Annotated in this window: 31 protein-coding genes; 3 read left to right on the top strand and 28 right to left on the bottom strand. The window is 56.4% G+C overall.

Features of this window, described 5'->3' with window-relative positions; translation table 11 throughout:
- Window positions 1-222: 222 nt before the first annotated feature.
- Window positions 223-495 carry a helix-turn-helix domain-containing protein gene (locus EH206_RS16505; RefSeq protein ID WP_009113962.1) on the top strand — a complete coding sequence of 91 codons (273 nt, stop codon included), beginning with the start codon at window positions 223-225 and terminating at the stop codon, window positions 493-495.
- A 271-nt stretch (window positions 496-766) separates the two neighbouring features.
- Window positions 767-1534 carry a CatB-related O-acetyltransferase gene (locus EH206_RS16500; protein WP_009113961.1) on the top strand — a complete coding sequence of 256 codons (768 nt, stop codon included), beginning with the start codon at window positions 767-769 and terminating at the stop codon, window positions 1532-1534.
- A 33-nt stretch (window positions 1535-1567) separates the two neighbouring features.
- Here the strand turns inward: EH206_RS16500 and EH206_RS23435 are convergent, their stop codons facing one another.
- From EH206_RS23435 to EH206_RS16445, 10 genes are all read right to left on the bottom strand, one after another.
- Complete coding sequence (locus tag EH206_RS23435) at window positions 1568-3943, bottom strand: phage tail fiber protein (RefSeq protein WP_009113960.1); 2376 nt, start codon at window positions 3941-3943, stop codon at window positions 1568-1570.
- 2 nt (window positions 3944-3945) lie between these two features.
- Window positions 3946-4521, bottom strand: coding sequence for a phage tail protein I (locus EH206_RS16485; protein WP_009113959.1), 576 nt, complete (start codon window positions 4519-4521; stop codon window positions 3946-3948).
- Window positions 4514-5620, bottom strand: a complete 1107-nt coding sequence (locus EH206_RS16480; RefSeq protein WP_009113958.1) for a baseplate assembly protein — start codon at window positions 5618-5620, stop codon at window positions 4514-4516. Before EH206_RS16480 ends, EH206_RS16485 begins: the two co-directional genes overlap by 8 nt.
- Window positions 5611-5958 carry a GPW/gp25 family protein gene (locus EH206_RS16475; RefSeq protein ID WP_009113957.1) on the bottom strand — a complete coding sequence of 116 codons (348 nt, stop codon included), beginning with the start codon at window positions 5956-5958 and terminating at the stop codon, window positions 5611-5613. Before EH206_RS16475 ends, EH206_RS16480 begins: the two co-directional genes overlap by 10 nt.
- Before the next feature lie 67 nt (window positions 5959-6025).
- Complete coding sequence (locus EH206_RS16470) at window positions 6026-6877, bottom strand: AbiJ-NTD4 domain-containing protein (RefSeq protein WP_009113956.1); 852 nt, start codon at window positions 6875-6877, stop codon at window positions 6026-6028.
- A 26-nt stretch (window positions 6878-6903) separates the two neighbouring features.
- Window positions 6904-7497, bottom strand: a complete 594-nt coding sequence (locus EH206_RS16465; RefSeq protein ID WP_009113955.1) for a phage baseplate assembly protein V — start codon at window positions 7495-7497, stop codon at window positions 6904-6906.
- The gene (locus EH206_RS16460; RefSeq protein WP_009113954.1) at window positions 7494-8639 is read right to left on the bottom strand and encodes a phage late control D family protein; all 1146 of its coding nucleotides are present in this window, start codon (window positions 8637-8639) and stop codon (window positions 7494-7496) included. The genes EH206_RS16465 and EH206_RS16460 overlap by 4 nt, the downstream gene beginning before the upstream one ends.
- On the bottom strand, window positions 8627-8839 hold the full coding sequence (locus tag EH206_RS16455) for a tail protein X (protein WP_009113953.1): 213 nt from the start codon (window positions 8837-8839) through the stop codon (window positions 8627-8629). Before EH206_RS16455 ends, EH206_RS16460 begins: the two co-directional genes overlap by 13 nt.
- The gene (locus EH206_RS16450) at window positions 8839-9723 is read right to left on the bottom strand and encodes a phage tail protein (protein WP_009113952.1); all 885 of its coding nucleotides are present in this window, start codon (window positions 9721-9723) and stop codon (window positions 8839-8841) included. Before EH206_RS16450 ends, EH206_RS16455 begins: the two co-directional genes overlap by 1 nt.
- Window positions 9723-12326: a phage tail tape measure protein gene (locus EH206_RS16445; protein WP_009113951.1), complete on the bottom strand. Its 2604-nt coding sequence runs from the start codon at window positions 12324-12326 to the stop codon at window positions 9723-9725. Before EH206_RS16445 ends, EH206_RS16450 begins: the two co-directional genes overlap by 1 nt.
- Window positions 12327-12365: 39 nt before the next feature.
- Between EH206_RS16445 and EH206_RS16440 the strand changes: the two genes are divergently transcribed.
- Complete coding sequence (locus tag EH206_RS16440) at window positions 12366-12644, top strand: hypothetical protein (protein WP_009113950.1); 279 nt, start codon at window positions 12366-12368, stop codon at window positions 12642-12644.
- Between the two features lie 59 nt (window positions 12645-12703).
- Here EH206_RS16440 and EH206_RS16430 read toward each other — a convergent pair whose 3' ends face one another.
- The 18 genes from EH206_RS16430 to EH206_RS16345 form a co-directional block, all read right to left on the bottom strand.
- Window positions 12704-13024 (bottom strand): phage tail assembly protein, encoded by a 321-nt coding sequence (locus EH206_RS16430; protein ID WP_009113949.1) that lies wholly within the window; start codon window positions 13022-13024, stop codon window positions 12704-12706.
- Window positions 13025-13157: 133 nt separating this feature from the next.
- Window positions 13158-13682, bottom strand: a complete 525-nt coding sequence (locus EH206_RS16425) for a phage major tail tube protein (RefSeq protein WP_009113948.1) — start codon at window positions 13680-13682, stop codon at window positions 13158-13160.
- Window positions 13682-15109 carry a phage tail sheath subtilisin-like domain-containing protein gene (locus tag EH206_RS16420; RefSeq protein ID WP_009113947.1) on the bottom strand — a complete coding sequence of 476 codons (1428 nt, stop codon included), beginning with the start codon at window positions 15107-15109 and terminating at the stop codon, window positions 13682-13684. Before EH206_RS16420 ends, EH206_RS16425 begins: the two co-directional genes overlap by 1 nt.
- Window positions 15099-15329, bottom strand: coding sequence for a hypothetical protein (locus EH206_RS16415; RefSeq protein WP_009113946.1), 231 nt, complete (start codon window positions 15327-15329; stop codon window positions 15099-15101). The genes EH206_RS16420 and EH206_RS16415 overlap by 11 nt, the downstream gene beginning before the upstream one ends.
- A complete protein-coding gene (locus tag EH206_RS16410) occupies window positions 15326-15790 on the bottom strand; it encodes a Gp37 family protein (protein WP_009113945.1) in 465 nt (154 codons plus the stop codon). Before EH206_RS16410 ends, EH206_RS16415 begins: the two co-directional genes overlap by 4 nt.
- A complete protein-coding gene (locus EH206_RS16405) occupies window positions 15790-16236 on the bottom strand; it encodes a gp436 family protein (protein ID WP_009113944.1) in 447 nt (148 codons plus the stop codon). The genes EH206_RS16410 and EH206_RS16405 overlap by 1 nt, the downstream gene beginning before the upstream one ends.
- A gap of 2 nt (window positions 16237-16238) precedes the next feature.
- Window positions 16239-16595: a DUF2190 family protein gene (locus EH206_RS16400; protein WP_009113943.1), complete on the bottom strand. Its 357-nt coding sequence runs from the start codon at window positions 16593-16595 to the stop codon at window positions 16239-16241.
- A 10-nt stretch (window positions 16596-16605) separates the two neighbouring features.
- On the bottom strand, window positions 16606-17541 hold the full coding sequence (locus EH206_RS16395) for a major capsid protein (protein WP_009113942.1): 936 nt from the start codon (window positions 17539-17541) through the stop codon (window positions 16606-16608).
- A gap of 33 nt (window positions 17542-17574) precedes the next feature.
- Window positions 17575-18684 carry a peptidase gene (locus EH206_RS16390; RefSeq protein WP_009113941.1) on the bottom strand — a complete coding sequence of 370 codons (1110 nt, stop codon included), beginning with the start codon at window positions 18682-18684 and terminating at the stop codon, window positions 17575-17577.
- A gap of 194 nt (window positions 18685-18878) precedes the next feature.
- Window positions 18879-19328 (bottom strand): phage virion morphogenesis protein, encoded by a 450-nt coding sequence (locus EH206_RS16385; protein WP_009113940.1) that lies wholly within the window; start codon window positions 19326-19328, stop codon window positions 18879-18881.
- Complete coding sequence (locus tag EH206_RS16380) at window positions 19325-20146, bottom strand: phage head morphogenesis protein (protein WP_009113939.1); 822 nt, start codon at window positions 20144-20146, stop codon at window positions 19325-19327. The genes EH206_RS16385 and EH206_RS16380 overlap by 4 nt, the downstream gene beginning before the upstream one ends.
- Window positions 20127-21620, bottom strand: coding sequence for a DUF935 domain-containing protein (locus EH206_RS16375; RefSeq protein ID WP_009113938.1), 1494 nt, complete (start codon window positions 21618-21620; stop codon window positions 20127-20129). The genes EH206_RS16380 and EH206_RS16375 overlap by 20 nt, the downstream gene beginning before the upstream one ends.
- Window positions 21620-23155 (bottom strand): hypothetical protein, encoded by a 1536-nt coding sequence (locus EH206_RS16370; protein WP_009113937.1) that lies wholly within the window; start codon window positions 23153-23155, stop codon window positions 21620-21622. The genes EH206_RS16375 and EH206_RS16370 overlap by 1 nt, the downstream gene beginning before the upstream one ends.
- Window positions 23152-23697 (bottom strand): DUF3486 family protein, encoded by a 546-nt coding sequence (locus EH206_RS16365; RefSeq protein WP_009113936.1) that lies wholly within the window; start codon window positions 23695-23697, stop codon window positions 23152-23154. The genes EH206_RS16370 and EH206_RS16365 overlap by 4 nt, the downstream gene beginning before the upstream one ends.
- Window positions 23697-24008 (bottom strand): hypothetical protein, encoded by a 312-nt coding sequence (locus tag EH206_RS16360; RefSeq protein ID WP_009113935.1) that lies wholly within the window; start codon window positions 24006-24008, stop codon window positions 23697-23699. Before EH206_RS16360 ends, EH206_RS16365 begins: the two co-directional genes overlap by 1 nt.
- Window positions 24008-24325 carry a hypothetical protein gene (locus EH206_RS16355; RefSeq protein ID WP_009113934.1) on the bottom strand — a complete coding sequence of 106 codons (318 nt, stop codon included), beginning with the start codon at window positions 24323-24325 and terminating at the stop codon, window positions 24008-24010. The genes EH206_RS16360 and EH206_RS16355 overlap by 1 nt, the downstream gene beginning before the upstream one ends.
- On the bottom strand, window positions 24322-24990 hold the full coding sequence (locus tag EH206_RS16350; protein WP_009113933.1) for a hypothetical protein: 669 nt from the start codon (window positions 24988-24990) through the stop codon (window positions 24322-24324). Before EH206_RS16350 ends, EH206_RS16355 begins: the two co-directional genes overlap by 4 nt.
- Entirely contained in the window at window positions 24974-25621 is a 648-nt protein-coding gene (locus tag EH206_RS16345) for a transglycosylase SLT domain-containing protein (protein ID WP_009113932.1), read from the bottom strand. Before EH206_RS16345 ends, EH206_RS16350 begins: the two co-directional genes overlap by 17 nt.

Raw genomic sequence — 25621 nt, 5'->3', positions numbered from 1 at the left:
TCACTTTTTCACCTCAACCCTTTACCGTATTACTGCTCTGGCAAAATCCAGAGCCGGGGATTTGCAGCCCCGAACTGTGACCCATCAGTGAATTATTCAACTGATGCGCCTGTGCTCGCCTCAATGGCGGTTCAGGCAGGGGCGGAGAAATCCGCGCCGGGTGGTCACATGCCGGTACTGCAAACCCTGTCTGAATCGCCACCAGGAAGGGGAGCAGTGAATATGACTATACAGCACAACGACTGGCATCCGGCCGACATCATCGCCGCTTTACGCAAGAAAGGAACCACGCTTGCCGCCGTTTCGCGGGCGGCAGGATTGAGTTCTTCCACTTTGGCAAACGCGCTTTTGCGGCCCTGGCCTAAAGGCGAATTATTGATCGCCAATGCGCTTGGCATTCCCCCATCGGAGATCTGGCCCAATCGATATTACGATACTAACGGATGTCCTATATCCAGAGTAATCAGAGATCGAGGCCACAAGCCTGCCGCGTAGTGATTTTTTAATCGTACTGCCGCCGTGACTGAATTTGAGTTGATTGTTAGCGGGGCTGGTTCGGTTTCATGAACCGGTCCTGACGCTCGTTATCGTCAGTTCGGTATCCGCGCCTTGAGGTTTGATCTTACCCAGCAATAATCCCCTCTCATTAATTCCCTTGTGATCGATTTCACTGTTCCATCAAGCAATTTAAAGAAAGTCAAAAAGCTGACGATATCATTACGATAAACTTACATGCACAGCTACTCTAGGGGTAAGCAAAGGGAAAATGGATTATCCGCTCAGCTTCAGATGGACCGCACGTCATGAAGAGTTCTGCGTTACAGAGAATATCTTTCTGGAACACACACTGAAAATAAAAGGCGTGTACAAACAGTGGAAGCCTTGGTGGTTCAAAAAAGGGAAAACCTTCATCGTTACATGTGATATTTTCGCCGAAAATTTTGCCACGATGCCGCGTAGAGGCTTTTGCTCAGTGGGGGCATATTCCTATGCAGACTGCCGGTTACCCAATGAAATGCGCATAGGGAGATACTGTAGTATTGCCCAGGGCGTTACGTTTATGGGAACTCAGCACCCCACCGACAGATTCACGACCAACCCAATAACATACCATGATGATTTTGCCAGACTATCCGGTATGCGACACCGGGATTGCTTCAACGAAAATTTGCCGCTTCCCAGCATCGGTCACGATGTTTGGATTGGTGGCAACGTCGTGCTAAAGGGCGGCATAACGATTGGTAATGGAGCCGTTATTGGCGCTAACGCGGTTGTCACCAAAGACGTCCCTCCTTACGCGATTGTCGCTGGTGTACCTGCAAAGATCATTCGGTTCAGATTTGAAAAAGACGTTATTCACAAACTGCAAGAACTGGCATGGTGGGACTACAAAACAGCGGATATTCCTGCCGATGAAACCAAGAATATCCATGCGTTTATCGATAAGCTGGAGGAAAGAATTAATCACGGCGATATCATTAAACATTCGTACAAAAAGATAAATTTATCAAAAGTTTTTAAAGAGCTTGGTTAACATGTTATAGGCTCTCACCAGAGAGCCATCTTATTAAATGTCGTACACCATAATCGTAAGCATATCCACACGCAGTGCTTCGTCCGTATTGTTATCTACAACATTAAAACTAATTGTTTTGGTATTAACCTGTTCAGCATTAATTACCATCGCATGGTTATCAGTAGCCAACGTTCGGGTGCCATAGGTATTGTTATAGGTATATACATCACTGGTCGATGAAGCCATGATAGGTACGTTTTTTGACGATAATGCATTGCTGAGTGTCATAAGGTACGCAAATGTAACGTTTGCAACGGTACTGACGTGTCCATCGAAAGAGCAACCAACTTCTCTATAAATGAAACCGCCCAGACGGAATGTTTTTGTTGACCCTGTGGTAACACCGTGTGAGGGATAATTAATACGAATAGTCGTATCTTTTGTGTCGCTTGCCGGCGCGCTTACTGACGTAACGACAAATTTTCCCACCGGTTGATATCGTGACGATGTGGCAGACTGATCGAGCAGCAACAATTTCGTTTCGCCTGTCTCAATAAAACGGCCTCGAGAATTAAAAGAGAATGTGGCTTCCAACGTAGACGCATCGATCGCCTTAAATGATACCTCATCTAATCGATGAACTGACGTCTGTAACAACGCAACCAGTTTTAATCCCAGTCCCGCTCCAACATCAATATCTTTTGTGCCATCAAATGCTACACCGTTAATCTTGCGTGCAGCCGCCAGCTTGGTAGCGGCAGCGGCAGTCCCCGCCGCAGGCAACGCGCCGATGTTTGCCGGGGTAAGAGAAATATTCGCCGTCCCATCGAATGCCACACCATTGATGGTACGTGCTGTAGCAAGTTTGGTAGCAGCGGCAGCAGTTCCCGCAGCAGGCAAGGCTCCTACATCGGCGGCAGTGGGTTTATAACCAGTGTGATAAACCTGGTTACCTTTATAGTACAAACCCACACCATTTAGCTTCATAAGATCCACGGTGGCGGTCGGAGACTCTAATGAACCGGTAAATGCCTGCCACAGAAAATAATCGCCATCGCCATTCGGTAAGTCATCCCCCACTTTGAAATAGAGCGAACTATGTGCTGGTGAAGCAGTACTGCGGTCGGTGAAACCTATTTGCCCGTAGTCATTTACCCCCTTCCATGAAATACGCGCTGATGCAGACATATCTCCGCCAGTGGTTGCCAATGCGCCGATATTTGCAGGGGTTAAACTAATATCGCTGGTGCCGTCAAACGCTACACCGTTAATCTTGCGCGCGGAGGCAAATTTGGTCGCCGCCGCTGCCGTTCCCGCCGCAGGCAGCGCCCCCACATTAGCCGGTGTCAGCGTGATATCCGCCGTACCATCGAACGCCACTCCGGCTATTTTCCGGGCCATGGATAATTTGGTGGCCGCCGCCGCCGTCCCACCGGCTGGTAACGCACCGATATCCGCCGCCGTGGGTTTATTATTGGGGCTGTAGACGCGCTGACCTTTTTCCTGAAGTACGGAGGCATTTGCGGTATGACCGAATTCGATATCCCCTGTAGCTAGGTTAATTCGAAGTGGCCGCAAGCTATTGAAGGCTCCGCTAGCCGCATCCTTATTGGTCAGCAGGATATAAAAACCGCTTCCGTCATTACGAAAAATAGCACCGTATCCGCCATAAATAAGGCGTAATGCATCGGCTACCGTCGAAATCAGGTTACCGGTCAATGTGCCGCCCGCGATAGGTAACGCACCCACGTTAGCTGGATTGATTGCGATATCCGCCGTGCCATCAAACGTCACGCCGGCGATTTTTCTCGCGGCGGCTAATTTAGTGGCCGCTGCCGCCGTGGCGGTTTTCCCTAAATAGCGTCCATCGCCAATAGTGATATCGGGAATATCGCTGGCCCCTGAGCCTACCGTGCGTGTAGCTGCGGATTTTAACCCGACGTTCGCCATAAATTTGACTTTGTCGGGAATGTCCGCGCCGTTTTGCGCTTTATCCAGCTTTTCCGCCAGCTTATTCAGCACGGTGGAACTGAAATTCGGATCATCTCCCAGCGCGGCGGCCAATTCTTTTAGTGTATCCAGCGCCCCCGGCGAGCCATTAACCAATGCGGCTATCGCGGCCATCACATAGGCCGTAGTGGCGATCTGTGCATTATTGACTCCCGCCGCCGCCGTCGGCGCTGTCGGTGTTCCCGTTAATGCAGGGCTGGCTTTCGGCGCGTACTGCGTATGCGGATCGGCGGCTTTAATATGCGATTGCAGGTTTTCTCCGGTACTTTCCACTTCCTTCTTCAGATAGGCGGTACGGTCGGCCAGTTGCTCCGCCTGTCGGTTGGATACCCCGCCGGGGCCGCCGACTACCGGGTCTGAGGTCTCCAGTTGGTAGATACCGTCAATCCATTCCTGTTTTTCCGGCAAGTTCGCCATACTTATGCACTCCCGTGGTTATAGTTACCGTCATACGATGCGGTTTCGTTGTAGCGAATAGGAACGCCCCAATATTCCAGACTGGCCAACTGGCAGCGTGCGGGGGCGATCATCTCAAGGGTATTGCGCAGCATCTGCGCCTGATCGTTAGTGATGGGCTGTTGAAGCAACACCCGGTAGACCGGCCATTGGGTTTTATCGCCATAGACCATATGGCCGTTGTAACTGCGGACGCCGTCGTAGTTGAGCCGTCCGATATGCTCGATCAGTTCGACTTCGCCGAACCCCAGGCTACGGATCACCTCGCGTACCGCCCACGGCGTACCTTTATAACGGTGCATCTCAATGGCCGATTTAATCATGGCCCGGCGCGCATCTTCGGATTCCGCCAGTTGCCAGCCGTCTTCGGTCAGCGAGAACTGTTCGGCCAGCGAATCCAGCGCGCTGCTGTCGACGATATCGACCAGATAGACCATCAGCGCTTCCAGCTTCAGCGCGTCAAAGCGGTCGATGAGCGACGCCAGCGACCGGAAGCTGACGTCGGCGGCCAGCGGAGGAGGAAGCAGCACGTCACTCATCGGCGACTCCGGCAATGGTGACGGTGACGCCGGTACAAAGGGCAAGTTGCCAGTCATCCAGCACCGTTAATCCGGGGGATAACAGCTCGACGCTATAGATGCCATCGATCGATAACGCGGCGATAATCTGGCTGGGGACGATATCTTGCCCCAGCGTTGCGCGGCGGTTTTCCGCCCAGTCGGCGGCTACCCGTTCAGCTTCCTGTTTGACAGGCAATGCCTGAACATTGCGTTTAAGCGTCAGCCGGGCATGGAGCCTATACTCCACCGCAACGGGCGCTTTGGCGGCCACCGTATCGGTCAGCGGTCGCACTTTCTCATCCGAACAGACGCTTTCCACCTGCGCCAATAGCGCGGTATCGGGCAACCCGCCAGACAGCAGCGGATAGAGATGAACGATGCCCGGTTCAGCCCTGACCACCGCCACATCGACAATATCCGGGTGCGCGCTCAGTGCGTGATAGCGATACGCCAATCTTGAACCCGCCGTGCTGAAAGACTCCGGAGCCAGTTGAATGCGTTCCCGTAGCCGCTCGTCGCTTTCTTCTTCCGCACCGCCGGAACTGGCGACGGTGTTGACCACCGTGAAATCGACATCAGCAATATCATCGAGCAGGGTGCTGACCTGCGCCGGTTGCCAGTTATTCCCGGCGGTGCCGGTTTGCGTACAGGTGGCGCTAATGGTCGCACTCAGCGCTCCCGCGTTCATCAGCACGTCGCCATCGGTAGCAAACACAATGCTGTCTGAAGCGCTGACGCGCGTTCCGGCCGGAATCAGCGTATCCGTCAGTAGTGCGGCTTCAATGCTGAAAAGCAGCGTGGTTTGCGCCGCCTGAGCCGCCAGCCGGTAAGTGCCGACCAGTTCGCCGAGGTAATCGAGCATCGGCGCGCGGGAATAGCGCACCAGATTCTGTTTCGCCGCTTCCTGAATGCCGCTGCGCAGCAGCATTTCCCGGTAGGCGATCAGGTCGATCAGTAAGCGCTCCGCCTGCGCTGGATAGAGTGTTTTTCCGCTATCGGCTTCATATTTGGCGATCATCTCGGCGGTGATCGCCTCGGCGTCACGCGCAATAAAGATCGGTTCTTCAGTTACCGCCATAACACCTCCGTGGCCTGCAATACGCCGCTGGTGGTTTCCCAGCTCACGCGCAGCGTCATCTGCTCGCCGCTGATAAGCGGTTTGACCGCCAGTAATTTGCAACGCGGCTCCCAGCGCTTGATGGCCTCAACCGCTTCACGCACCACATGCGGAACGGCCCGGTCGATGGGATAGTCGATGTAGCGATGCAAATTGCTGCCGAATTCGGGACGATGGGGATCGCTGCCGCGCGGCGTGCGCAGAATGATGTGGATGGCCTGCGTAATATCGGCGACCCCCTCGACGAGTTCGCCGGGGCGTTGCAGGGCCGGTTGCCAGAAAACAGAGTGAGTATTCATGGGGGGCAGTATCGCCCCCGGAAGGATTGGCCGATATTAAAGGGAGTTAAAAAGGAGAAACCCGGAATTAGCGCCCGTTTTCCGCCACCTTCGTCCATAGGTAATTGCAGAAAGCGCTACAGGCAACCAGCATAAATTTGGCGTCGGCAAAAGAAGGTGTGATATCGCCATCAATAAAAGCATGGCGAATACCGCCGCTATCACAGGTATAGCCGTACAGATTTGAAAATGCACTTTTCAGGCTGGGATGCAGGCTGATAGCGGTTTCAATTTGTTTTAGACCTTTACCCAGTGTACCTTTCGAGTCGCCAGAGATAGCATTGCATACTGACTCAACGGCGGAAATCGACTCTTTGATGGAGTTACGGTAGTCAGGCTGTTTACGGTCGGAGAGTAGTTCTAATGCTCGCTGAAGATGCGATTTTGCCGATTGTGAACTATTGCCAATAGCATCTTCAATGGCCTCAATTTCCAAATTGTCGGTTATTTCGACGATTTCTTCATCTATTAAGCGATAAGCCGCATTTTCCTTTTCCAACACATAATTGCATGATGATGATAAGGAAGCACGCCACTCATCTGGAATGTTTTGAAGGGTAAATTCAAAAAAATCATACAACTCCCACCATTCCATCTCGAAAAAAAAGTCCCGTATAATTTCATGTGCATCCTTTGAGGATCTATAGGGGTCGTAATGAAATGCAGGTATTTTATCTACTGGTAGTTTAAAAAAATGAATCCATATCTTTTTAATTGTAATCTCAAGTTTTTCTCTTGAAAAAGATCCATCTGACCATTTATCCCAAACTGCAATTTGTAATACATTCCAAAGTCCAATACGCAACTCATTATCCATTGATTCACGCTGAATGGCTTTCTGCATCGGGCGGATTCCCATCCGCTGAGAAAAAGACGGCATATGCTCACCTGAAAAGTAGATAATATTCAGTGAGTATGATGATTCGAGTTGCCGCCCTTGTCCATGATCTTACCACCGGCATCGATATCGCCCTCAACGCTGACATTCCCTTGAATAATCGCCGCCGCGCCATCACCGCCAGATCCCGCCATACCGCCCTGATAGGTGAATTTGCCTTTAACCAGCAGATTGCCCGTCACTTCCGTTTCCGGTGTGTCAATAACAGCTTTTTGCGTTTTGACCGTCACGTCCGTGCCGCAGGTAATCACGATATGCTCGATACCACCGTTAATCGTCAGCGTGTGGGTTAGGCGGTCGTAGTAAAACGCCGCGCTGTCCGCATAGGTCACGCCGCGTGCGTCCGGGTTATTGATGGGCGGCGTATCGACGCTGGAATAGACCGCGCCCAGGATCACGCCGTCTTCGCCGTTGGCGTCCAGCAGCACGACAACCTGCTCACCGACGTCGGGCAGCCAGTAGTCCTTATTGTTCTGGGTATTGTGTTGCAGCACGTCCAGCCAGTTGGTGCGAAGGTTATCGCATTCAGGCAGGCGAACGCGGGCGCGGACGTTCTTTGGGTCAACGGCGCTGATAGTGCCTACCTGGCGGGATACGCTCATTTTTTCTTTTCCCTGGTGACGGTTTCAGTGGTGCCGTCCGGTTTATACACCGTTAATTTCTGCGTTTTACTGCGCGTCGATTTGCCGGTGGTGACCGGGCCGCGTGCAATCTCGATCTCAGTGATATAACCGCCGCTGCGGTCAAACGAATGCCGGGCGGAGGTGATCAGCCAGTGACCCGACAGTTGACCGAATTTCACCAACTCGATTTTGTTGCCGGCGATGAGCTGCGGCGTACCCATCAGGCTTATCGAACCGGTCTGCTGGTACTCGTTATGCCCATCCAGCGCCGCATCGGCTTTAAGCTGCGCGCTGTCTTTGTCCGCTGCGCGGCTGTTAAGCTTCAGCGTATCCGCACTGGTGGCCTTGCCACCGCTTTTCGTCGTGGTCGTCGTACTGCCGTCCGCCTCATACACCACCAGTTTCTTATCGCTGGCTTTCTGATGCTTGACCTTTGCCGACTTGTACACGCGATTGATGGTGTCGCGCAGCGAATAGCGGGCCACGTCCTGCGGCGTCAGTTGCCTGACGGGATCGAGCTGGCGCAGCGTGGCCAGATGCGAGAACACCAGTTGATCGCTGACCACCTTGACCGCATAGCCGTACTCGCTCGCCAGCCGCTTAAGAAAGCCGACGTCGGTTTCGGCATATTGGGTTACGCGATCAATCTTTACCGGCTCGATGCCGCCGATCAGTTTCAGGTCGTGCTTTTTGGCTATCCGGCTGGCGATAGCGGCCAACGTGGTGTTTTCAAAACCCCTGCTGGATTTGGTACGCAGCGCCGAGTTCACCGACGCGGCCACGCCGCGAATCGATACCGTTGACGGCGGCCCACCGACTTCGATTTCATCGATAGAGAAAGTACCGCAGGACAGCAGTTTTTCTCCGCTGTAGCCCAGCTTCAGCGTCAACGTATCGCCTTTGCCCGGATACCATTTATCCAGCCAGCGACCGTCGCTATCCTCCAGTTCGACGTCGATGGTGTCCGATTCCGACTTGATATTGTCGCTATAGCTGACGCGGGTGACATAGGGCGCGATATCGCTGGTGATATCCTGTTGCAGATACCACAGAGAAAAGATCGGCTGAAGTACCCCGGAAATACCCGGAGAAAGATTAGCCTGCTGAATTAACGTAGCCACGGCGCGCTCTCCTCGGCAGTCACCGCCTCATCCGCTGCAATCAGCGGGATCAGCAGCACGATACCGGAAGGCAACACCGGCGTGATGGCTACATGCGGATTGGAGGCGATTATCCGGTTATACCCTAATGGATCGCCGTAATAATGGTTGGCCAGCAGATCCCAGCGCTCGCCCATTTTGGTTACATGCTCAATGTACATCACACCCTCCGCGTGGCAATCGCCGCCGTTATCTGGCTCAGCGTTGGTGAAACGTTGGTAAGTAAGGTGCCAGCAGAACTGAACTGGCCGGAAACGCTGTTCAATGCGCTGGCAATATTGCGGCTGTCGACGTTCGCCAGGGAATCACGCGCCGCGTTAACAAAGTCGGTTGCCTGATTGGTTGCTCTGGCGACGTGAATAGCATCGGGAAAGGTTGCGGTGATGGCGCTCAGCGCGGGAACCGACGCGGCTAATGGCGTGGCAACGCCGCTGATTTGCGTTAACAGACCGGGAACGCGGGTCAGCGCAATCGCCGGGTTGGACGCCATTTTTTGCACCATGCGCACCGTACTGGCGGCAGTTTGCAGTGCCGACTGGGCTTTTTTGGCGTTACTCACGGCATCGCGCACCGACTGCGCCAGTCCGCTGGGTTTGGTCACTGAGCCGGTGACAACTCCGCTACCCGGAACGGTGCTTTTAATCGCGGAGGGAACCTGCGGGCTTTTCGGATCGCCAGTATATTCGCGCAATGTGACTTCCGCCGTCATAGCCATCACATTGCCGGACGCATCCGTCTGCTGGCTGCTGGCCGTCACCGCCGTCACCACGAACCAGCCGCGATAATCGCCGTTGCCAAACACCAGCGCCAGCGCCTGATGCGCCCGCATGGCGCGACGCAGTCGGGCCAGTTCGCTATCCGGCGTACAGTACATGCTGTGGAATACCAGGCTAATGCGAAACTCATCCAGTTGCTCACCGATAAACTGTAAGCCCGGTTTACCTTCAATACGGCTATGTTCAGCATAATCGACGCCAAAGGTGGACTCGAAGCCGTCCCAATAGGTGATTAACTCAAACTCAATATCTCCGAGAACGGCAAACATCAGGCATACCCCCGGCGTTGTTGTTGCGTCATGATGCGCTCCAGCATTTTTTCCAATTCGTGCAGACTGAGATTCAATGCGTTGGCGATTTCCGGCGTTGAAGCGGATCTTTTACCATCCATATAAATGTTGGGCGAAAACGTCACCCGAATACCGCCGCTGGCGTTGCCCGCCTGATGGCCAGCACGACGGCCGACAACCGTATTTTCCGTTCCTGTGGGCAACTCCGGGACTTCCGGTAAGGCTTTCGCTGTCGTTCTGGCGCGTAACGAAGGTAATGGCGGTAGTGCCGGCAAGCTGATTTTAGGCACGGTGGGAATCAGCGCCCGCGCCAATTGCAGTCCCGCCTGTGCCGCCTGCGGCGTGGTACGGCTAATGCCAATAGCGGCTCCCTGCACGATATTGGCGCCGAATCCCATAAACACGCGGCTGGGCGAATGGATACCGAGCTTGTCGGCAAACCAGCCGGAGATATTGTTCCCCAATTCGGACACGCTGGCTTTGGCGGCTTGCCATCTATTACGGATACCGTTAACCAGCCCGCTGATAATATTGCCGCCGAACTCGGTGAATTTATTCGGCATATCAATGCCGAAATATTTCATCACTCCGGCAAAGACTTTATAAAACAGTCCCAGCGGCGACCAGTTAATGATTAAGCGAGACACGCCGCCGATACCGCCGCTAAAGGCGGTGCGGATATCGTTCCAGCGCGCCCGGAACCAGTTGCTGATCGGCCCCCAGTAGCGGTAAATCAGGTATGCGCCTACGGCGATGCCGGTGATTAGCAGGCCGATGGGATTCAGCATTAACGCCCGTCCCAGTATCAGCACGGCGCGACCGACTAGGGTAATGCCGCGCAATAATGTGCCGCCCAGTAAGCGCCCCAGTAGCGCTGCTCCCCGGCCCAACCATGCCAGACCGTTGCCCGCCAGGCGTAGACCGCTCATCAGACCGCTGCTCAAGGCGCGGGTCAGGGACGTGACGCCGTTGGCGATACCAGCCAGACGCCCCCCCACGCTGAGCGCCGAGCGCAGAAGCATAAATTTTGACTGAACCAGTACCGCGCCTTTCCACAGGTCGGTAAACCCGGAGAGCAACAGGTTTCCACCCAGCTTTGCGACAATAGTCGCCCCCTTGAACGCCACCAGACCGGCCGCCACCTGGGCGACCGTGCTCACGATTTCCGGGTTTGCCGTGATCCATTTTCCCGCCGCGTCCAGGAATGGGATAATCGCATCGCTCCACGCGACCAGCGTTGGTCGCAGCGACTCGCCGATGGAGAGCGCCATATCGGCGACACCGACGCCAACCCGACGCCAGCGTGCTTCTAACGTGTCGTTCTGCTTGGCAAAATCAGTATCCAGTGACTTTTGCGCTTCCGGACTGTTCATCTCATTTTTGTTCGATTCGTATTTGCCCCAATTCTGGCGCATCGAAACCAGGTGGTTTACGGTCTGAATATCCGTAAATACCTCTGCCATCCCGAACGACTCAAACAGTTTCTGCTGCGCTTCTTTGTCTCCCACCTTGCCCGCGGCTTCCCACTGAGTGACGAATGCCTTACCTTTATTGTCGATAAAGCGATTAGCGATCATCAGGGACGATTCGTACTGCGAGTACCCCTGCGATACGTAGTTGCTCATCGATTTCTGGTAGTCGATTCCCGCCTTGTTGTACTTCTGGATGGTGTCCGAGCGGCCCATCGCCGCCAGCCAGTTGTTCATGTTGGTGACCGCCTCTTCCGAGGAACCGGCGCCTTTTGCGGCCTCCAGACTGGAGATGATCTGAGTGATGGCCTCTTTTCCGGTGATCCCTCTGGCCGCGAATGCCTTCGACAGCCCCGGCAGGGCTTTCGCCATGTCCTTCATCTCAAACGAGCCAGTCTTCGCCCCCGCCGCAGCCATGGCAAAGGCTTCTGCAATTTCTTTCGGACTGGAAATCCCGAGCGAGTCGCTGAAGGCAAAGGTCATTTTGGCCAGATCTTCCATGTCGGCCTTAGTGGCCGTGGCCGCTTTACCCAGCATGCCTGAAAGCTGCGATGCCTGGTTGGCATTCATACCGTCGGCAACCAACTGATTCACCCCGGCCAGCATGGCCTCCTGGGTCTGATTGGTTTGCAGCGATGACTGGCGGATAGCCGCGCCGATTGTCTTCTCATCTTCGGAGTTCAGGTTCCCGGTAACGGCGATATCCCGCAGCCCGGACTCAAATCGGGAATACTGGGTGACGGAGCTGACAAGCGGGGCAGCCACCGTTCTGGCCATTGCATAAGTTTCAACGCCTTTGCCGTAGAGACTCATTCGATTAGCCCGTAGGGCATCGCTTTTTGCAGAAATAGACGACAGGCGTTGCTGCTGACGCTGAAGTTGTTCCATCGTGCGGCCAACGCGCAGCAAATCACTATTCATACGCCGGGCGGCGGTGCCGCCAATATGCCCATAGCGCTCCATTGCCTGCGTTAGGCCGGTCTGTCGTTCCTGCAAACGGCGGGTAGTTTCATTAAGGGAATCCAACGTGCGACGCGTGCCGGCAATGGCCGAACGGAACGCCCCGGATACAGCCCCGCCGATGATTACGCCTATGGAAAATTCAGTGGCCACGATTTATACTCCTGACATTATCGCAACGGAGTTACGGATATGGAAAAATCACTGACTGTTTATGGATGGATGATCATGACCCTGTTTGGCGGTGCCTATATTGGGGCCATCGTCGCCTGGACGATCTATAGCATCCACAACAGCGATCCCCTGGCATGGGTGCTAATGATCGGCGGCGGCGTTGTTGCAATCACCATTGTTGCCGCGCTCATAGCCTGGCTGATACAGCCGCTCATCGTTGTAAGCGGCATGATCTTTGGTGGCGTAGGTTCTTTGCTGAGTTATCTCATCCGCCGCTATCGCCGTTCTCACGCTTAATCTGCGTGCTGGCCGTCTCCAGCCAGCACTCAAACTCCTCCAGATCCAGCTCGTTCAACTCACTCGGTTGAAACCGAAACCACCTCGCCAGCAACCCCTGCGCCTGAATCAAGGTTTTCGGATGATGCAGCCACCCCGGTAAGTTGCTGAAATCGTTTTTGCAACGCCAGATAGTCGGCCAGGTCCATGTTATCCAGATCTTCCGGCGGCAGAACGCTGGCGCGGGCGATCAACAGATCGTCCCAGTCGGCGGGGTTATCACTGATTTTGCGCACCGCTTTCAGGTCCTTGACCTGCAAACGGCGCAGATTGAGGGAGTCAATGCGAATACCGGCAGCGGTGGTAAACGGAATGGATAGCGGAAAGGATTGTTCTGACATCATGTGCTCCTGAATGTGGGAAAGTAAGATTTCAGGAACAGTATGAAAAGCGGGAACGAATACGACTATTAAAGGGATTTAAAGAAAGGGAGAGATCGCCGTCTCTCCCTAATGAACCAGCAGACACGCCGGTTTATCCGCCGATATTGCTGCGGTAATCGGTCAACTGGTCGACTCCGCCGACGCGGAAAATATTGGCCAGATAGTCCAGCTCCAGCAGCTCTTCGCCATCCAGCACCTGTTTCAGATAGGAACAGGTGAAGCCGCTGGAGAACTCGGCGTTTTCATGCTGTTTGAAGGTGCCGAGCGGGTTCTTCTTAAACATAATGGTCAGGTAGGTAACCAGCGGGATCTCGTCAATACGCCCCTGAGAACTGTAGCGCTCGACGCTGGAGCGGCACTGCAACGCCAGCGTCTTATAGGGGTTGGCCGCGCCGAGCATGGCGTCACGGTAGAACGAGTTCCACTTAATCTCGCCTTCCAGCTTGTCGAATCCGGCGGGCAGTTCGACCTTACCCACCATGCCCAGCGCTTTATGCTCCTGCATAATCATGCTGACGTCCGGCAACTTCACTTCCTCCGCCCGCCCCAGCAGGTTCACCCCGTCAATATAGATATTGGCATTGGTGATACGGTTCACTTCAATTTTCCCGGCCATCAGCTATTGCCCTCCAACGTAACCAGATATTCGGAGGTGATCTCCGTCTCAAACGTCAGCCGCTCTAACGGTGGCGGCGGCGTGTATTTGTAGCTCAGCAGCAGGTGGCCCGCCGCCAGTTCGGTCTCTTCGTTGCGCGCCGGGTCGTACCAGCATTTGAAGCCCAGCAACGCGCCGTCGCCGATCAGTTTGCGGCCATAGCTGTTGACCGATTCGGTCAGCGCGTCAATCAGCGCCTGGCTGATCGGCATATCGATATATTGCTGGCTGAAGTAGCGGATGGATTCGTTAATTACATCGCCGGTGCGGCGCACATTCTCGAAATTCCGCATATGGGTGACGGTCGGCCATGCGGCGCAGCGGTTGCCCCACAGACGCAACCCGGAGCCATAAGAGTTGAATACCGTGGTGATACCTTGCTCGTTCAGTAGGTTCACTTCGCTATTCGGGTCGTCGATCATCGCCGATAGCTGACGCTCCACGCCGGTGATACCCAGCAGTTCCTGATTGGATGACGACCACCAGAAGCCTTTCTCCAGATCGACCTTTGCCCGCAGTCCTGCGGCTCGTTGACTGAGCGGCTCCAGCCGTTCGGCGTTGGTTTGCGCGTCGTACACTTTGACGTGCGGATAACACAGTCGCACGCGGTCCGAACTGGTGTTGAAATTGATAACGCCTTGTGGCCCACGCCCCTCCAACACCTGCGCAAATGTGGTGCCGATGGGCGCATCGACATAAGTGATGGCATCCAGTTTTTCCGCCAGCGCAATCAGTTCCACGCTGACGCTGTTCTGCGTACAAAACACCGGGGCGATCAGGATTTTGGCGAAGAAGCCGAACTGGTTGTAAGTGTCGTGCAACAGCTTCATGCCGGTACGATTACCCGCCGCGTTGAGCGCTCCGATAATATCCGCCGCTGTAACCTTGGTCGGATCGGCATAATCGTAACTGGCCAGCACCGCCTCATCCGTGGGGATGTTGTTGTTCAGGCGGGTGATAACCCCGGTTTGTGCATCGAGCCGGTAATCCGTATCAGCGACATAAGGCGTGGTTTCCGCCGACTGACGCAATACCAGATTAGCCACCGCGCGATGAATCAACTGCGCTTTGCCGGTCGCGGCGGCAAACGTCACGATGGCATTATCGACATGGGTTTTATGCACTTCCGGGTCGAGCACGTTGATCACCAGCACCGTTCCCGCGCCGTGGTCATAAATGGCATCCAGCGCCTGCGGGATGGTAAAGCCGCTGTATTGGCTGCCGAACTGCGCCGCGTCCTTTTCCGACAGACACAAGGTAACCTCATTGACCGGCCCCATTGGCGCAGTGCCGATCAGGCCGATCACGGCGGATTTGACGGTTTTCACCGGGCGTGCGCCGTTTTCCACCTCGGTGGTTTCCACGCCGTGTAAGTAGTTAGCTGCCACTGTTCACCTCCGTTTTATCCTCGGTGGCGACAGCTTTGCGGCGCGAGGTCGCTACAGCCGTGACGTCAGGCTCGGCGTGCAAGTGCTTGAGCGCCACTAGCGTTTTGACGTAGTCGTGCGCCTCCGGTAGCTCAACGATACTATCGGGCCACAGCAGCACCTCGGTGCCGTCGGCCAGCGTCACGCCGCTGGCCGGGCCGGTATAACGGTATTTCATCATTCGCTTTCCTCATAGTTGACGATGGTCAGGAATGGCCCATCGGGTAAATCAGTGTCCTCAATCAGGACGGACTCGGTGGCAAAATCCAGCGCGTACTGCCATAACCCGCCGACATTGCCGAGAAACACGTCCCGCACCAGCCAGATTTTGCGGCGACAGTTCGGGGGCTGATAGCCGCATAACACCCGGCGTACGATATCCAGTACCGCCACCGCGCCCTGACGCCCATTTAACTGGCGAAACACCACAGTGGCATTGAGGGTGACGGTATGGGATTGCATCACCGCGCCGATATCTTCCGGCTTGCCGAAGCGGGAGCCGGGATAGCTCACCAGTACCGCGCCCACTGGGTGATTCAGCCTGAAATCGGCGGGGTTCTCTGGGAAATATTCAATCAACAGCGTGGGCAGTTTTTCTTTCAGGCGGGCGACCACCGCCTCGATAACCGGATTGACGTCCATCAGTATTTCTCCAGTAGGCCGCTGTTGCCGCCAAAGGTGGCCCGCCGCGCCCGGACTCGAAACTCGCCGGACTCCGGCGCATCCGTTCCGGTGGACGGCAGGCCCAGCGTCAGCTTCGCATCGCGGACGCCCTCCAGTTGGCGCAATGCCGTTTTGCAGTCATCCTTTACCGTATCGGGCATCGCGCCTTCCGGGCGACGGGCATATAGCCGGTAGCGAGTTAGCGTGACCGCGATATCGCGCAGAACAGTGGGGATCTCCGCCAGCGGCAGGGTGTAACGCCCCCGCAGATGGGCGTCGATTAACTCATCGGCGTAGCGAATGGCCCCGTTGACGACGTCGACATTGACGGAAACAGAAGCGTCAAATGAGATCATCTCATTCGTCAGTTGAATCAGCGTCGTTTCCGGCACCTGCTCCAGTACATCCGCCAGCGTGCAGTACATCGTTATACCCCGCGCAAAATACGGATGATGTCGCCTTCGGCGGTGGCTTCATCCAGCGCGAATCCATTAGAGATGCCTGCCGGTTCCGTTTCTGTTGCCGCTACCTGCTCAATGGCCCGCCCATCGGAGTCAGATTGAACGGTTTTTCCTCGCCCCACGACGGCTCCGGCTTCCACCGCGATAATGCCCAGCACATTGACCGGCACCGCATCGCCCGCCGCACCATCCACTTCGGCGACGCCCAGCGCGATAGCGCCCGCCTGACAGGGGGCGTTATCCGCCCCGACAAAATGCTGCTGCGTTAATGCGGCGAGCGCCACCACCGTGGTGGTGAGGATCGTTTGCTGTGTTGCTGCCATGATGCCCCCGTTATTTCAGGATGTTGGTAATGAGATATCCGGCATCGCCGCCGACTACCGCGACTTTGTAGATATCGGTGAAGCGCGCATAAGAGACCTTGCCGCCAACGCCCGGATATTTGTCGGCCACCGGCATTCCTTTGCGACGGAAGGTGTAGCCAAACGACGGTTCGTTTTCGTCTGAGCTGTCGACGCCCGGCTGTGGCGGGGAAACGTAGTGCAACATCAGGTTGTCGGCCCAGATATCCGATGTGTCTTTCCTCTCTGACTCCGAGGCAACCGGCTCGCCAATCACCACTTTCTGGATCTGGAAAATGTCCTGCAAAATTTCCGGCGTAATGCGCTTGCGTTCGTTAGCGCCGATTTGCGCCTGGATCGCCGGGTGATAGCGCAATACCGACATCACGCTGGCGCCCATCGTCATCACATTAGGACGCAACCCGGTGGCATTACGCACAGCCTCAATGCCCGCCTCAATAACGGCAACCGGCTCGCCTTTGCCGCCTGCCCAGCGCTCCGCCGCCGCCAGCGATCGCTTCGCTTTGGCCAGATAGACTTTCGGATCTTGCGCCAACCGCGCGGCGTACAGTTCACGCTTCAAATTGACGCCGTTAGTGGCGCGGCGGATAGCCTTAGCCTCTTCGTTGAACAACGATTCCGCCTGTTCGCGGTAGTCCACCGGCGCAGCCAGATCGTGCTCGTTGAGCACCAGATCCATGGTGCTGGATTTCTCGCGCAGCAATACGTTGCTCTCCGCGCCCACGGCCCGCGCGGTGTCATACTCGACAAACGCGCCTTTACCGAACAGTGGCACCACTATGCCTTCTTTCTCCACCTGCACGATGGGGAACAGAATTTCGCCGATAAACGCGGCGTTCTTGTAACCCCGAGCCACGCTGGTCAACACCGGGTCGACGACGCGTTTACCTTTTAAATAGTCAGACATGATTTTTCCTTTTACGGTTACGGGTAGACGCCGTTACAGGCAGCGGGCGACGGCGGCGTCGTAGCTGATGCCTTCTTTCTTCGCCAGTTCAGTGGCTTTCTTGTGAAGCGCCAGCCGTTCCGGGTCGGCTTCGGCAAACTCAGCCGATACCGGCGCGTCAGTTGGCGTGACGCGCTCTTTGGTGGCATGCTCGGCAAAATTCAGTACCGGCGCAGTGCCGCCTAATAGCGCTTTGAAAGCGCTGGCCAACGGTTTTTTCACCTCGCCTTCGGCAAATTCAACCGGCGCGTCGCCTTTGGACACTTCATCCAATAGGGCAACCACCACGGACTTCGCCGCCGGGATCAGCTTACCGTCGCTTACCAGCTTCTCGGCAAAGGCCACATTGCCGGTGTGAATAGTCTCTTGTTTACGTTTGGCGTCATCGGCGAGCCGCGCCGCCGCCTCCGCTTTCAGCCGGGCGTTTTCGGCCTGAATGGCGTCAATTTCTTCTTTGGTCACGGTGGACTCCTCCTGGGATGGTACGGATGTTACGGGGGCCGGCTCCTGAAACGCCGGGCCGGATTGAGATGGGATGTCGTCGCGTGTAGCCTCATCGCGCAGCGTGTCCAACTGCCATGACGGCAACACGTTGTCGGCTTCTTCCAGACCGAATTTGCTGATAATGAAGTCGCGCAAACGGCTAAACAGACTGGCGCTGGTCATCATTCCCCAATCGGCGAACTCCACCACGCCTTGTTCCCGTTCGCCGAATGCCACCTGTCGCAGCCCTTTAATCGATGGCGGCTGCGCGCCCAGAAAACCGACATGGCGCAGATAGAGCGTGCCGGGCTTCGGGTTATTGGGCGAATCAGGGAGATAGAATGAGGCGGAGATTTTCTTATAGCGCCCGGCGTCCACCAGTTCGGCGAACTGCGGATCGACCTGTTTGGGTTCAGCCAGCAGATCGCCGCCGGTGGTTGAAAGCGAGGCTACCCAACCATAGGCGGGCGCATCCGCTTGCGGATGGCCGATCACCATCGGCGCTTCATGCACCGCCGGATCATAGGCGGCGGCGCAGGCCGCTAAATCGGCTGGCGTGAACGGCAGTTTAGTGCCGTGCATATCGGTATGGGTGCCGGATTTAAAAATGTGGAGTGGCATAACACTGTCCCGGTTTGGAAAACTCCAGTCAGTGTCGGGGAACAAAGGGAAAGCGGCTTTTAATCCAGTTTAGAAAAAACTTATGCGGTGACGATGTCGGGCAGGAAACGGAACGCGGCTGTAAAGCCTTTATAAAGGCAATCTGGCCGCTTTTCGCGGCTGGCGGCACATCGACTTAGCTGTGCCGCCTGAAATCAACGCCGCGCCGCAGATTCAAGATGGCGCTGAATGTTGTCCAGCACAGAACGCGACGCCTCCGGCTGTAGGTTGCCGTCCTCATCCATCGGCAGATACGGGCGAGCGGGCAACACCACGGATTCATCACGTCCGGCTTTGCCGCCGAATTGGTGGATAGCGCCGTAAACAGTATTGGTGCCGACCATCGCGTGGCTGGCGTCATAATCCGTTGACACCGAACCTTGTAGCCTGCCTTTGTCACGTAGCGTCTGGCCGTCCCTATCTTCCGCCGCCTGCGACACAATCCACTGCGGTCGTCCACCCTCGTCAAAATTGATATCGGTTTCCGCCTGCAACGTCCCGGCAATCTTACGCATGGCGGGCGTCATATCCGTCGCCGCACTCTCCAGCGCCCGCAGACCGCGCTGTAACTCTCTGTCGTTAATCGTAATATTTACGCTACTCATGACTTTAGTTCCTGTTTAGCCAGGGATGAGAGGTTTCCCTGATAACGAGCCAAATCCGGGCGATAGGATGCGCCCGGCGCATATGACCAGCCGATATCGGTAGACACTTTCGTCGTGCCGGTATTGAACGTGGCCACCTGCTGCATTTCGCCGGTTTTCTCCGATACCAGCTTCAATTCCCAGCCCATTGCCTTGATGGAGCTGGCTATCTTCAGCCCGCGTCGCTCGATATCCTGCTGGCTCAGAGCGATCACGCTACAACGGCAGCGCCAGCCGTTCGGCGGGTAGAACGCCTGCCAGAACGGGTCATCCAGCCGGAATACCATGCCATGCAGCGCCAGATGGCTTTTCCGCGTGTGGTTATCGCGAATAGCGCTGTACATGCCGTAGGGACGATCGTCGATATTTTCCATCTGCGCCGCCCAGCGTCCGCTGCTGTACAACACCGACATATTGGTGCGAAAGATGGTATCCAGCCGCCACCGGCTACCCTGCTGGACGGTGATCGGTTCGCCGGTTACCGGGTCGGTGGTATCACGCGGCCCCCACCAGCCTTTCTTCTGCAACACCGGCTCCAGTTCTTTATGAAACCAGCGGTCGGTCTTCCCTTCGTCCAGCGTTTCCTGTAGGGCGCGGCGGATATCCTCCAGAATATCCAGCCGAGTCACCTTAGCGACGGTAAAGGCGCGGGCGTGCGCATCCTGCCAGACTTCTTCCCAGTCCCAGCTAATGGCATAGCCCTTTGACTGGAGGTAGCCGATAGCCCGCTTCGGCGGCAGCGTCATGCAGTACGCCAGTTCAGTCGCTGTCGCGCTCATGCAGCCGCCCCCAGATATTGGCTACGAACAGGATGCGCGCCAGCCGCTCTTGCAGGTCGTCGGCTTTCATCTGCGGATACAGTTCCGCCAGTTCGCCCAGCAGATCGCCGGGGCGAACGCCGGACTGGACGCGCTCAAACAACGGAACCAGCACCGACTCCAGCGCGGCATCCAATGCGCCGCCGTTTATCACAATATCCAGCGCTTCATCCAGCATATCCTGTGCCTTCAGGTCGGCATCGACCGCCTCGGCAAACGCCAGCGATTGGCCGGGCGCATCCTGCTGCGGCGTCTCGTCGATATCGCCGTCCTGAAGCTGGTACTCGCGCTTCCAGTATTGCGGGGTGAATTTAACACCGGCGCGGCTTAGCTTTTCGTCGCGCGTGGCCTGTACCTCATCCACCGATTCCTGTTCCCACAGGCGATAAACCGGGGCGACAACGTTATTGCCGAAATTAAGATCGACTACCCAGCGTATCAGTTGATTGACGGCGCTTGCCACAATGTCGGCATCGCCGTCGCGGATATCGTCGGTGACTTCCAGCCCGGCCTGCGCAGAGGCTTTGTTCGCCGTAGCCTCGGTAGTCTGGTTCTGCCCCAGCAATGCGATGGCGATTTCACTGCGCGACAGGGTGATCAGGTTCTGGTAAATCTCGCTGCTATCGGCCTTGCCTGCCGCTTCTTTGATATCGATGGAGGAGTCATCGGGAATGGCGGCGACCGCATCCTCGATCATCGACTCCATCGAATCCAGCAGGTTGTCGATCTCGCCCTGCGACGTGCCGCGTGGATGTTTGCCAATCACCCACGGCGAACCGTATTTCTCGGCAAAGCGCACCCAGAATTTCATACCGCCTTTCTTAAAAGTGACCGGCCAGAAACACATCGAAAGATCGGGGAAGCCATAGGGATTGTCGTAGCTGGCATCCTGACGCGGCACCAGGAACTTGAATTCCGGCACCGCTTCCCCTTCGAACCCGCTGTCACGGGCGCGAAAGCGCAGCCGGTTGTCGGTATCGAACTGGAACCAATCGGCAGGCTTGCCCACGATGTCGTCAACTAGCCAGCTTGTCCCGGTACGCCGCCACATCACCTCGCAGGGTTGATAGCCATACAGCACCGCGTCGGTCATCTCGCCGATAATGCGGGACATATCCAGGTCGGCCAGCATATCACGCACAATATTGAACACCCGGACGGGTGAGCTACCGCGTTCGAGGCCGCGCTCCAGACCTTTCACCGCCGCTTTACGGCGACGAATACAGCCGCCGACCAGCGGGTCGGTGCGCAGCTCGCGGTAGATTTTGATATCCCGACCCTGCGCTTTGAGGATGGGATCGGGATTGGGCAGATACATCCCCAGCCCGTAGAAATCGATGGAGCGGCTGCGCGAGGCAATCTGTTCCGTCAGCGATTTCTCCGACTCGGCGAAACTGACAAACTCGGTGGGGGAAACCCAGAGTCCACGCGCCATTAGTAACCCTCCAGTAAACGTGCAGACTGGCGACGCCTGCGGGAATTGACGGTGACCGGGCCTTTGTTCAGTTCACGGCTGGCGAAATAGGCCAGAGCCAGCCCGATAGCCGCGTCACCGTGCCGCTGACCACCGTCCGCTTTGGCTTTGGTACGGGTGTCCGGGACGCGCGGAACGCCTTTAATCACCTGCACGGCGCGTAAGTCGGTCAGGGTATCTTCATCTTTGGGGATGGCTTCCAGCGTGCCATCCTCCAGCGCCGCTTTAACCGGCGGCATATTGTCCCGATACCAGCCCTCGCTCAGCATCACCTGTTGGACGCGACTGGCACCATAGCGCTGCATGGCGTACTCGGCCAGATAAGCGCCGTTGCCGCGTGCGTCGAACGCCGCCCCCATCAGCCGGGGCAAACCGTCCATCAGGAACCAGGTGATCTGTTCCTGCTGTTTAAAGGGGACGTTGCGCAGCTCCAGCACGAACGGCACCCGGCGCGTCAGGTTCTTTTGCTGTATCAGGGGAAAATCAATGGACAGGTCACCACTGCGGCCAAAGTCGCGCCCCAGATAAGACATTGACTCTTTGGGCAATGTCTCCAGCAGCGGTTTCAGATGGGTTTCCAGCCAGTCCTGCGTTTCGCTTTCGCGCACCCCATCCGGCTTCATTTCATAACCCGGCGGGCAGGTAAAACGCAGTATCGGCGTATCCGCCGACATCCGTGATTCAATCAACGCGCGGGATAGCCAGGCTCCGCCGGAATGGGCCGGGATACAATCCAGTTCTTCCGTCGCACCGTCGCCGTAGAACTTATAGACGCCGTCCATCCATTGTTGTTCAGCTTCAACTGACCATGCTCGCCCGGTGCGCAGGCAGACGCGGCGGAACAGCCCCTCGGCCACCGCATCACGAAAGGCAATACGCTGCACGCTGCCCTGTCGGCGTCCTGCGCGAATATCGTTAAGTAACGTGTTAAATGGATTCTCCGAACCGTTATGGGTAGAGATCACCCGTACCTTGCCGCCCCAGATCAACATCGCCAGTGCCGCCTTCAGCAGCTCGTCCAGTTGCTCATGGAACGCGGCCTCATCCACCACGATAATTCCCTGACGTCCACGCAGGTTGGACGGGCGACTGGAGAGCGCCACCACCCGAAACCCGGAATCCGGGAACTTGATGGTATAGGTCTTGATATGCTTGTCGTCTTCGTCCTCCTCCCAGAAACCTTCCTCAATTTCGCTGGCCGCATAGTTGAACGCCCGCGCCCACATGGCGCATGCCTGGATATATTCAATCGTCATATCCTGGTTGTAGGCGATGTAGTAGACATTCATCCCGCCAGCGGCGGCGGATGATGCCGCCGTCAGCACATCATCAGAGGCTTCCGCCCAGGTGATACCGGTGCGGCGGCTTTTCTCGATCACTTTCAGCGGAGAGTCATCCGCCACCCAGCGCTGCTGATAGGGCATCAGCGCCACCGGCGCATCCAGCAAAGAGGTATCGGGCAGAACGGGGGCAAGATTTCCAGATGATTTGGTCATAAGGCGATCCCCAGAATTTCCCGCCGCAGCGCCTGTACGGCATCGGTAGACAATCCTCCTTTGCGGGCGATCTTCTCGGCATTGCTGGCCGCTTGCTGCGCCTTGGTTCTGACTTCAGCCTGAAACTTCTTCAGATTGACGCTGGCCCGCGACAGGGTGGCGACGTTCCTGGCCACCTTCGACAGCAGCGCCACGCGCTCTTGCGGGTCGATTTCCCCCTCATCGGCTTCCTGCAACTGGACGATACTTTCGAACAGCTCGGTCTGGATCAGCGCAATCACCGCCTCCGAGCGGGCGTCCTGATCGTCCGCAGCGCCTTCGGTCAGCATGCGGGCAGCTTCGGTGGCGGCCCGGATAGCGCCGAAACGGCGTTCAATTTTCTGGCCGTAACGATGAATAGCCGATTTACTGATCACGTAGCCTTGCTCACGCAGCAGGCTCTCCAGCTCGGCATAACCGCTAAAGCCGGACTCTGTCAGCGCCCGCTCCAGCCAGCGGCGGGCGTCTTCCGGCAGTTTGTCGATAGTGCTGCGACGAGCCATCATTCGCTCCAGTATTTTTCAGGGCGGGCGATACCGGGGCCGCACTCCACTGTGTATTCCACCAGATCGACGCCCAGCCGGGTCAGATCGGCAAACCAGATGCCGCTGGGCTGTTTGACCAGATCAATCATTTTGCGGTCGGCCAGATAATCCAGCTCGCGCCGCAGCTCCAGCGCGGTGGTATCCGGGTAAATCGCCCGCATCACATCCAGCAAAAAAGCCTCATTCGAGGTATAAGGCCGCGCCTTATTGAGCGTCACCATTAAATTCCAGCGCATCGACTCGCGGCGCACCCGTAACATATCCACCATCATTGCCTCCCGCGCTGTTGCACCAGTTCCAGTTTGTTATAAAGCGCGTCCAGCTTGGCTTCGATCACAGTCTGGCCGCGCACGTAATCTTCGCGCCGTACATAGTTGAGCGGCAGATCGGCCTTCAGCGCCATCAGGTCACGCTCTAACCCGGTCAGGCTGCCATTGAACTCGCGCAGGCTGTTTTCCAGCGTATCCACCAGTTCGGTCTGCCGTTTTTCCAACTGGGAGAAAAACATTTTGGCGATGGTAAACACAAAGCCGAGAAACCCCAGCAGCAAGCCCACCAGTTGCCAGAACTCCACTTCCATTTTCATTGTTGTAATCCTTCGATGTAATCCAGCAGGCCGTTCACCTGCGCGGCTAATTGTTGGCTGCGCTCACCGGCGTCGGCGCTGTGGGCAAGGATGTCGCGCTGGGTGATGCCGGAGTCGCGTAGCCGGGGGTTAACGGCCTCAGCGGTGGTGGACGTACCGCCAACCCTGCCGACAGCGGCGGCAGAGCCTGTTTCAGAGTCGGTTGATAATCCGTAGGCGGCGTTGTATTGCTGCACGAAACCAGCAGTAAACACGCACTGCACAGGGTGAGACTTGCCTTGCTCGTCAATCCAGCGTTGGGTGACATCATCAATTCTCCGTTTCAGATTTTCATTCTGCTGACGCAACGAGGCCGTTTGGCTGAGGTAGCGCTGTTCCGCTTTATTGGCGGTGTTTACCTGCTGTTGGTAGCGCTGCTGCCAGGCCAGCAAAGCGACATTTTCCCGCTCGGCGTGCCGGTGAATCTGCCGGGCAAAATCCGCCTGAAGTGAAGCCAGCGCCGCCTTGCTTTCGGCTTGCTGTTTTTCCAGCGCGGTCTTGCCGTCCAATTCCGCCGAGGTAAATCCGCGCCGATAGCCGTGCTGATGAATCAGCCACAGCGCAAATAGCGCGGCGGCAATCCATAACAGCGGTTTCCACGGCAGGGTTTTAAGCAGGTTCAGCACAGCTACGGCCTCCCCAGGTCAGATAGCGCGGCGCTAATTCCAGCAGGATGCGCTGCGGATAGTGGCGGTTTTCGCGCCAGTTGGCCTTGCTGCGCCCGGCGTTGACGGCGGCGACATGACCGAACCAGCGCTGACGATCTAACCCGCGCTGCGCCGCCAGCTTTTGATCGCGCTGGACCCAGCCCAGCCCGCCGTTATAACCGGATAACGTCATTGCCATGCGCTGGCAGTCGTCAGCAGCATTAACTCTCTGCCAAATCCAGCGGTCATAACGGGTCAGCGCCCGAATAGCCCACGCCGGATTAAACGGTTGATTGGCTTTCAGTTCCGGCATAAGTTGGCTGATCCATTCGGATGTAGATGGCATAAACTGCGCCAGCCCTTGTGCGCCAACGGGCGATACCGCACGCGCATTCCAGCCGGACTCCTGATGGAGCTGCGCGGCGAAATCCGCTACCGGGGCATTCAACCCCCAGTCCAGACGAGCGTTACGGATCAGATCGTTGCGGTATTGCTGAGCGGCGGCGGGCGGCTGGGCGGCATCACTGTCAAACGTGCCTACGAGCAACAGGAACAACAGTAAAAACAGCAGACCGGAACCCGATCCGTTGTGACGAATTCGGCTTGCCAT

The sequence above is a fragment of the Brenneria nigrifluens DSM 30175 = ATCC 13028 genome (assembly GCF_005484965.1).
Taxonomy (GTDB): domain Bacteria; phylum Pseudomonadota; class Gammaproteobacteria; order Enterobacterales; family Enterobacteriaceae; genus Brenneria; species Brenneria nigrifluens.
Note: the sequence above shows the minus strand (reverse complement) of the source record. Positions and strands in the feature narration are given on the sequence as shown.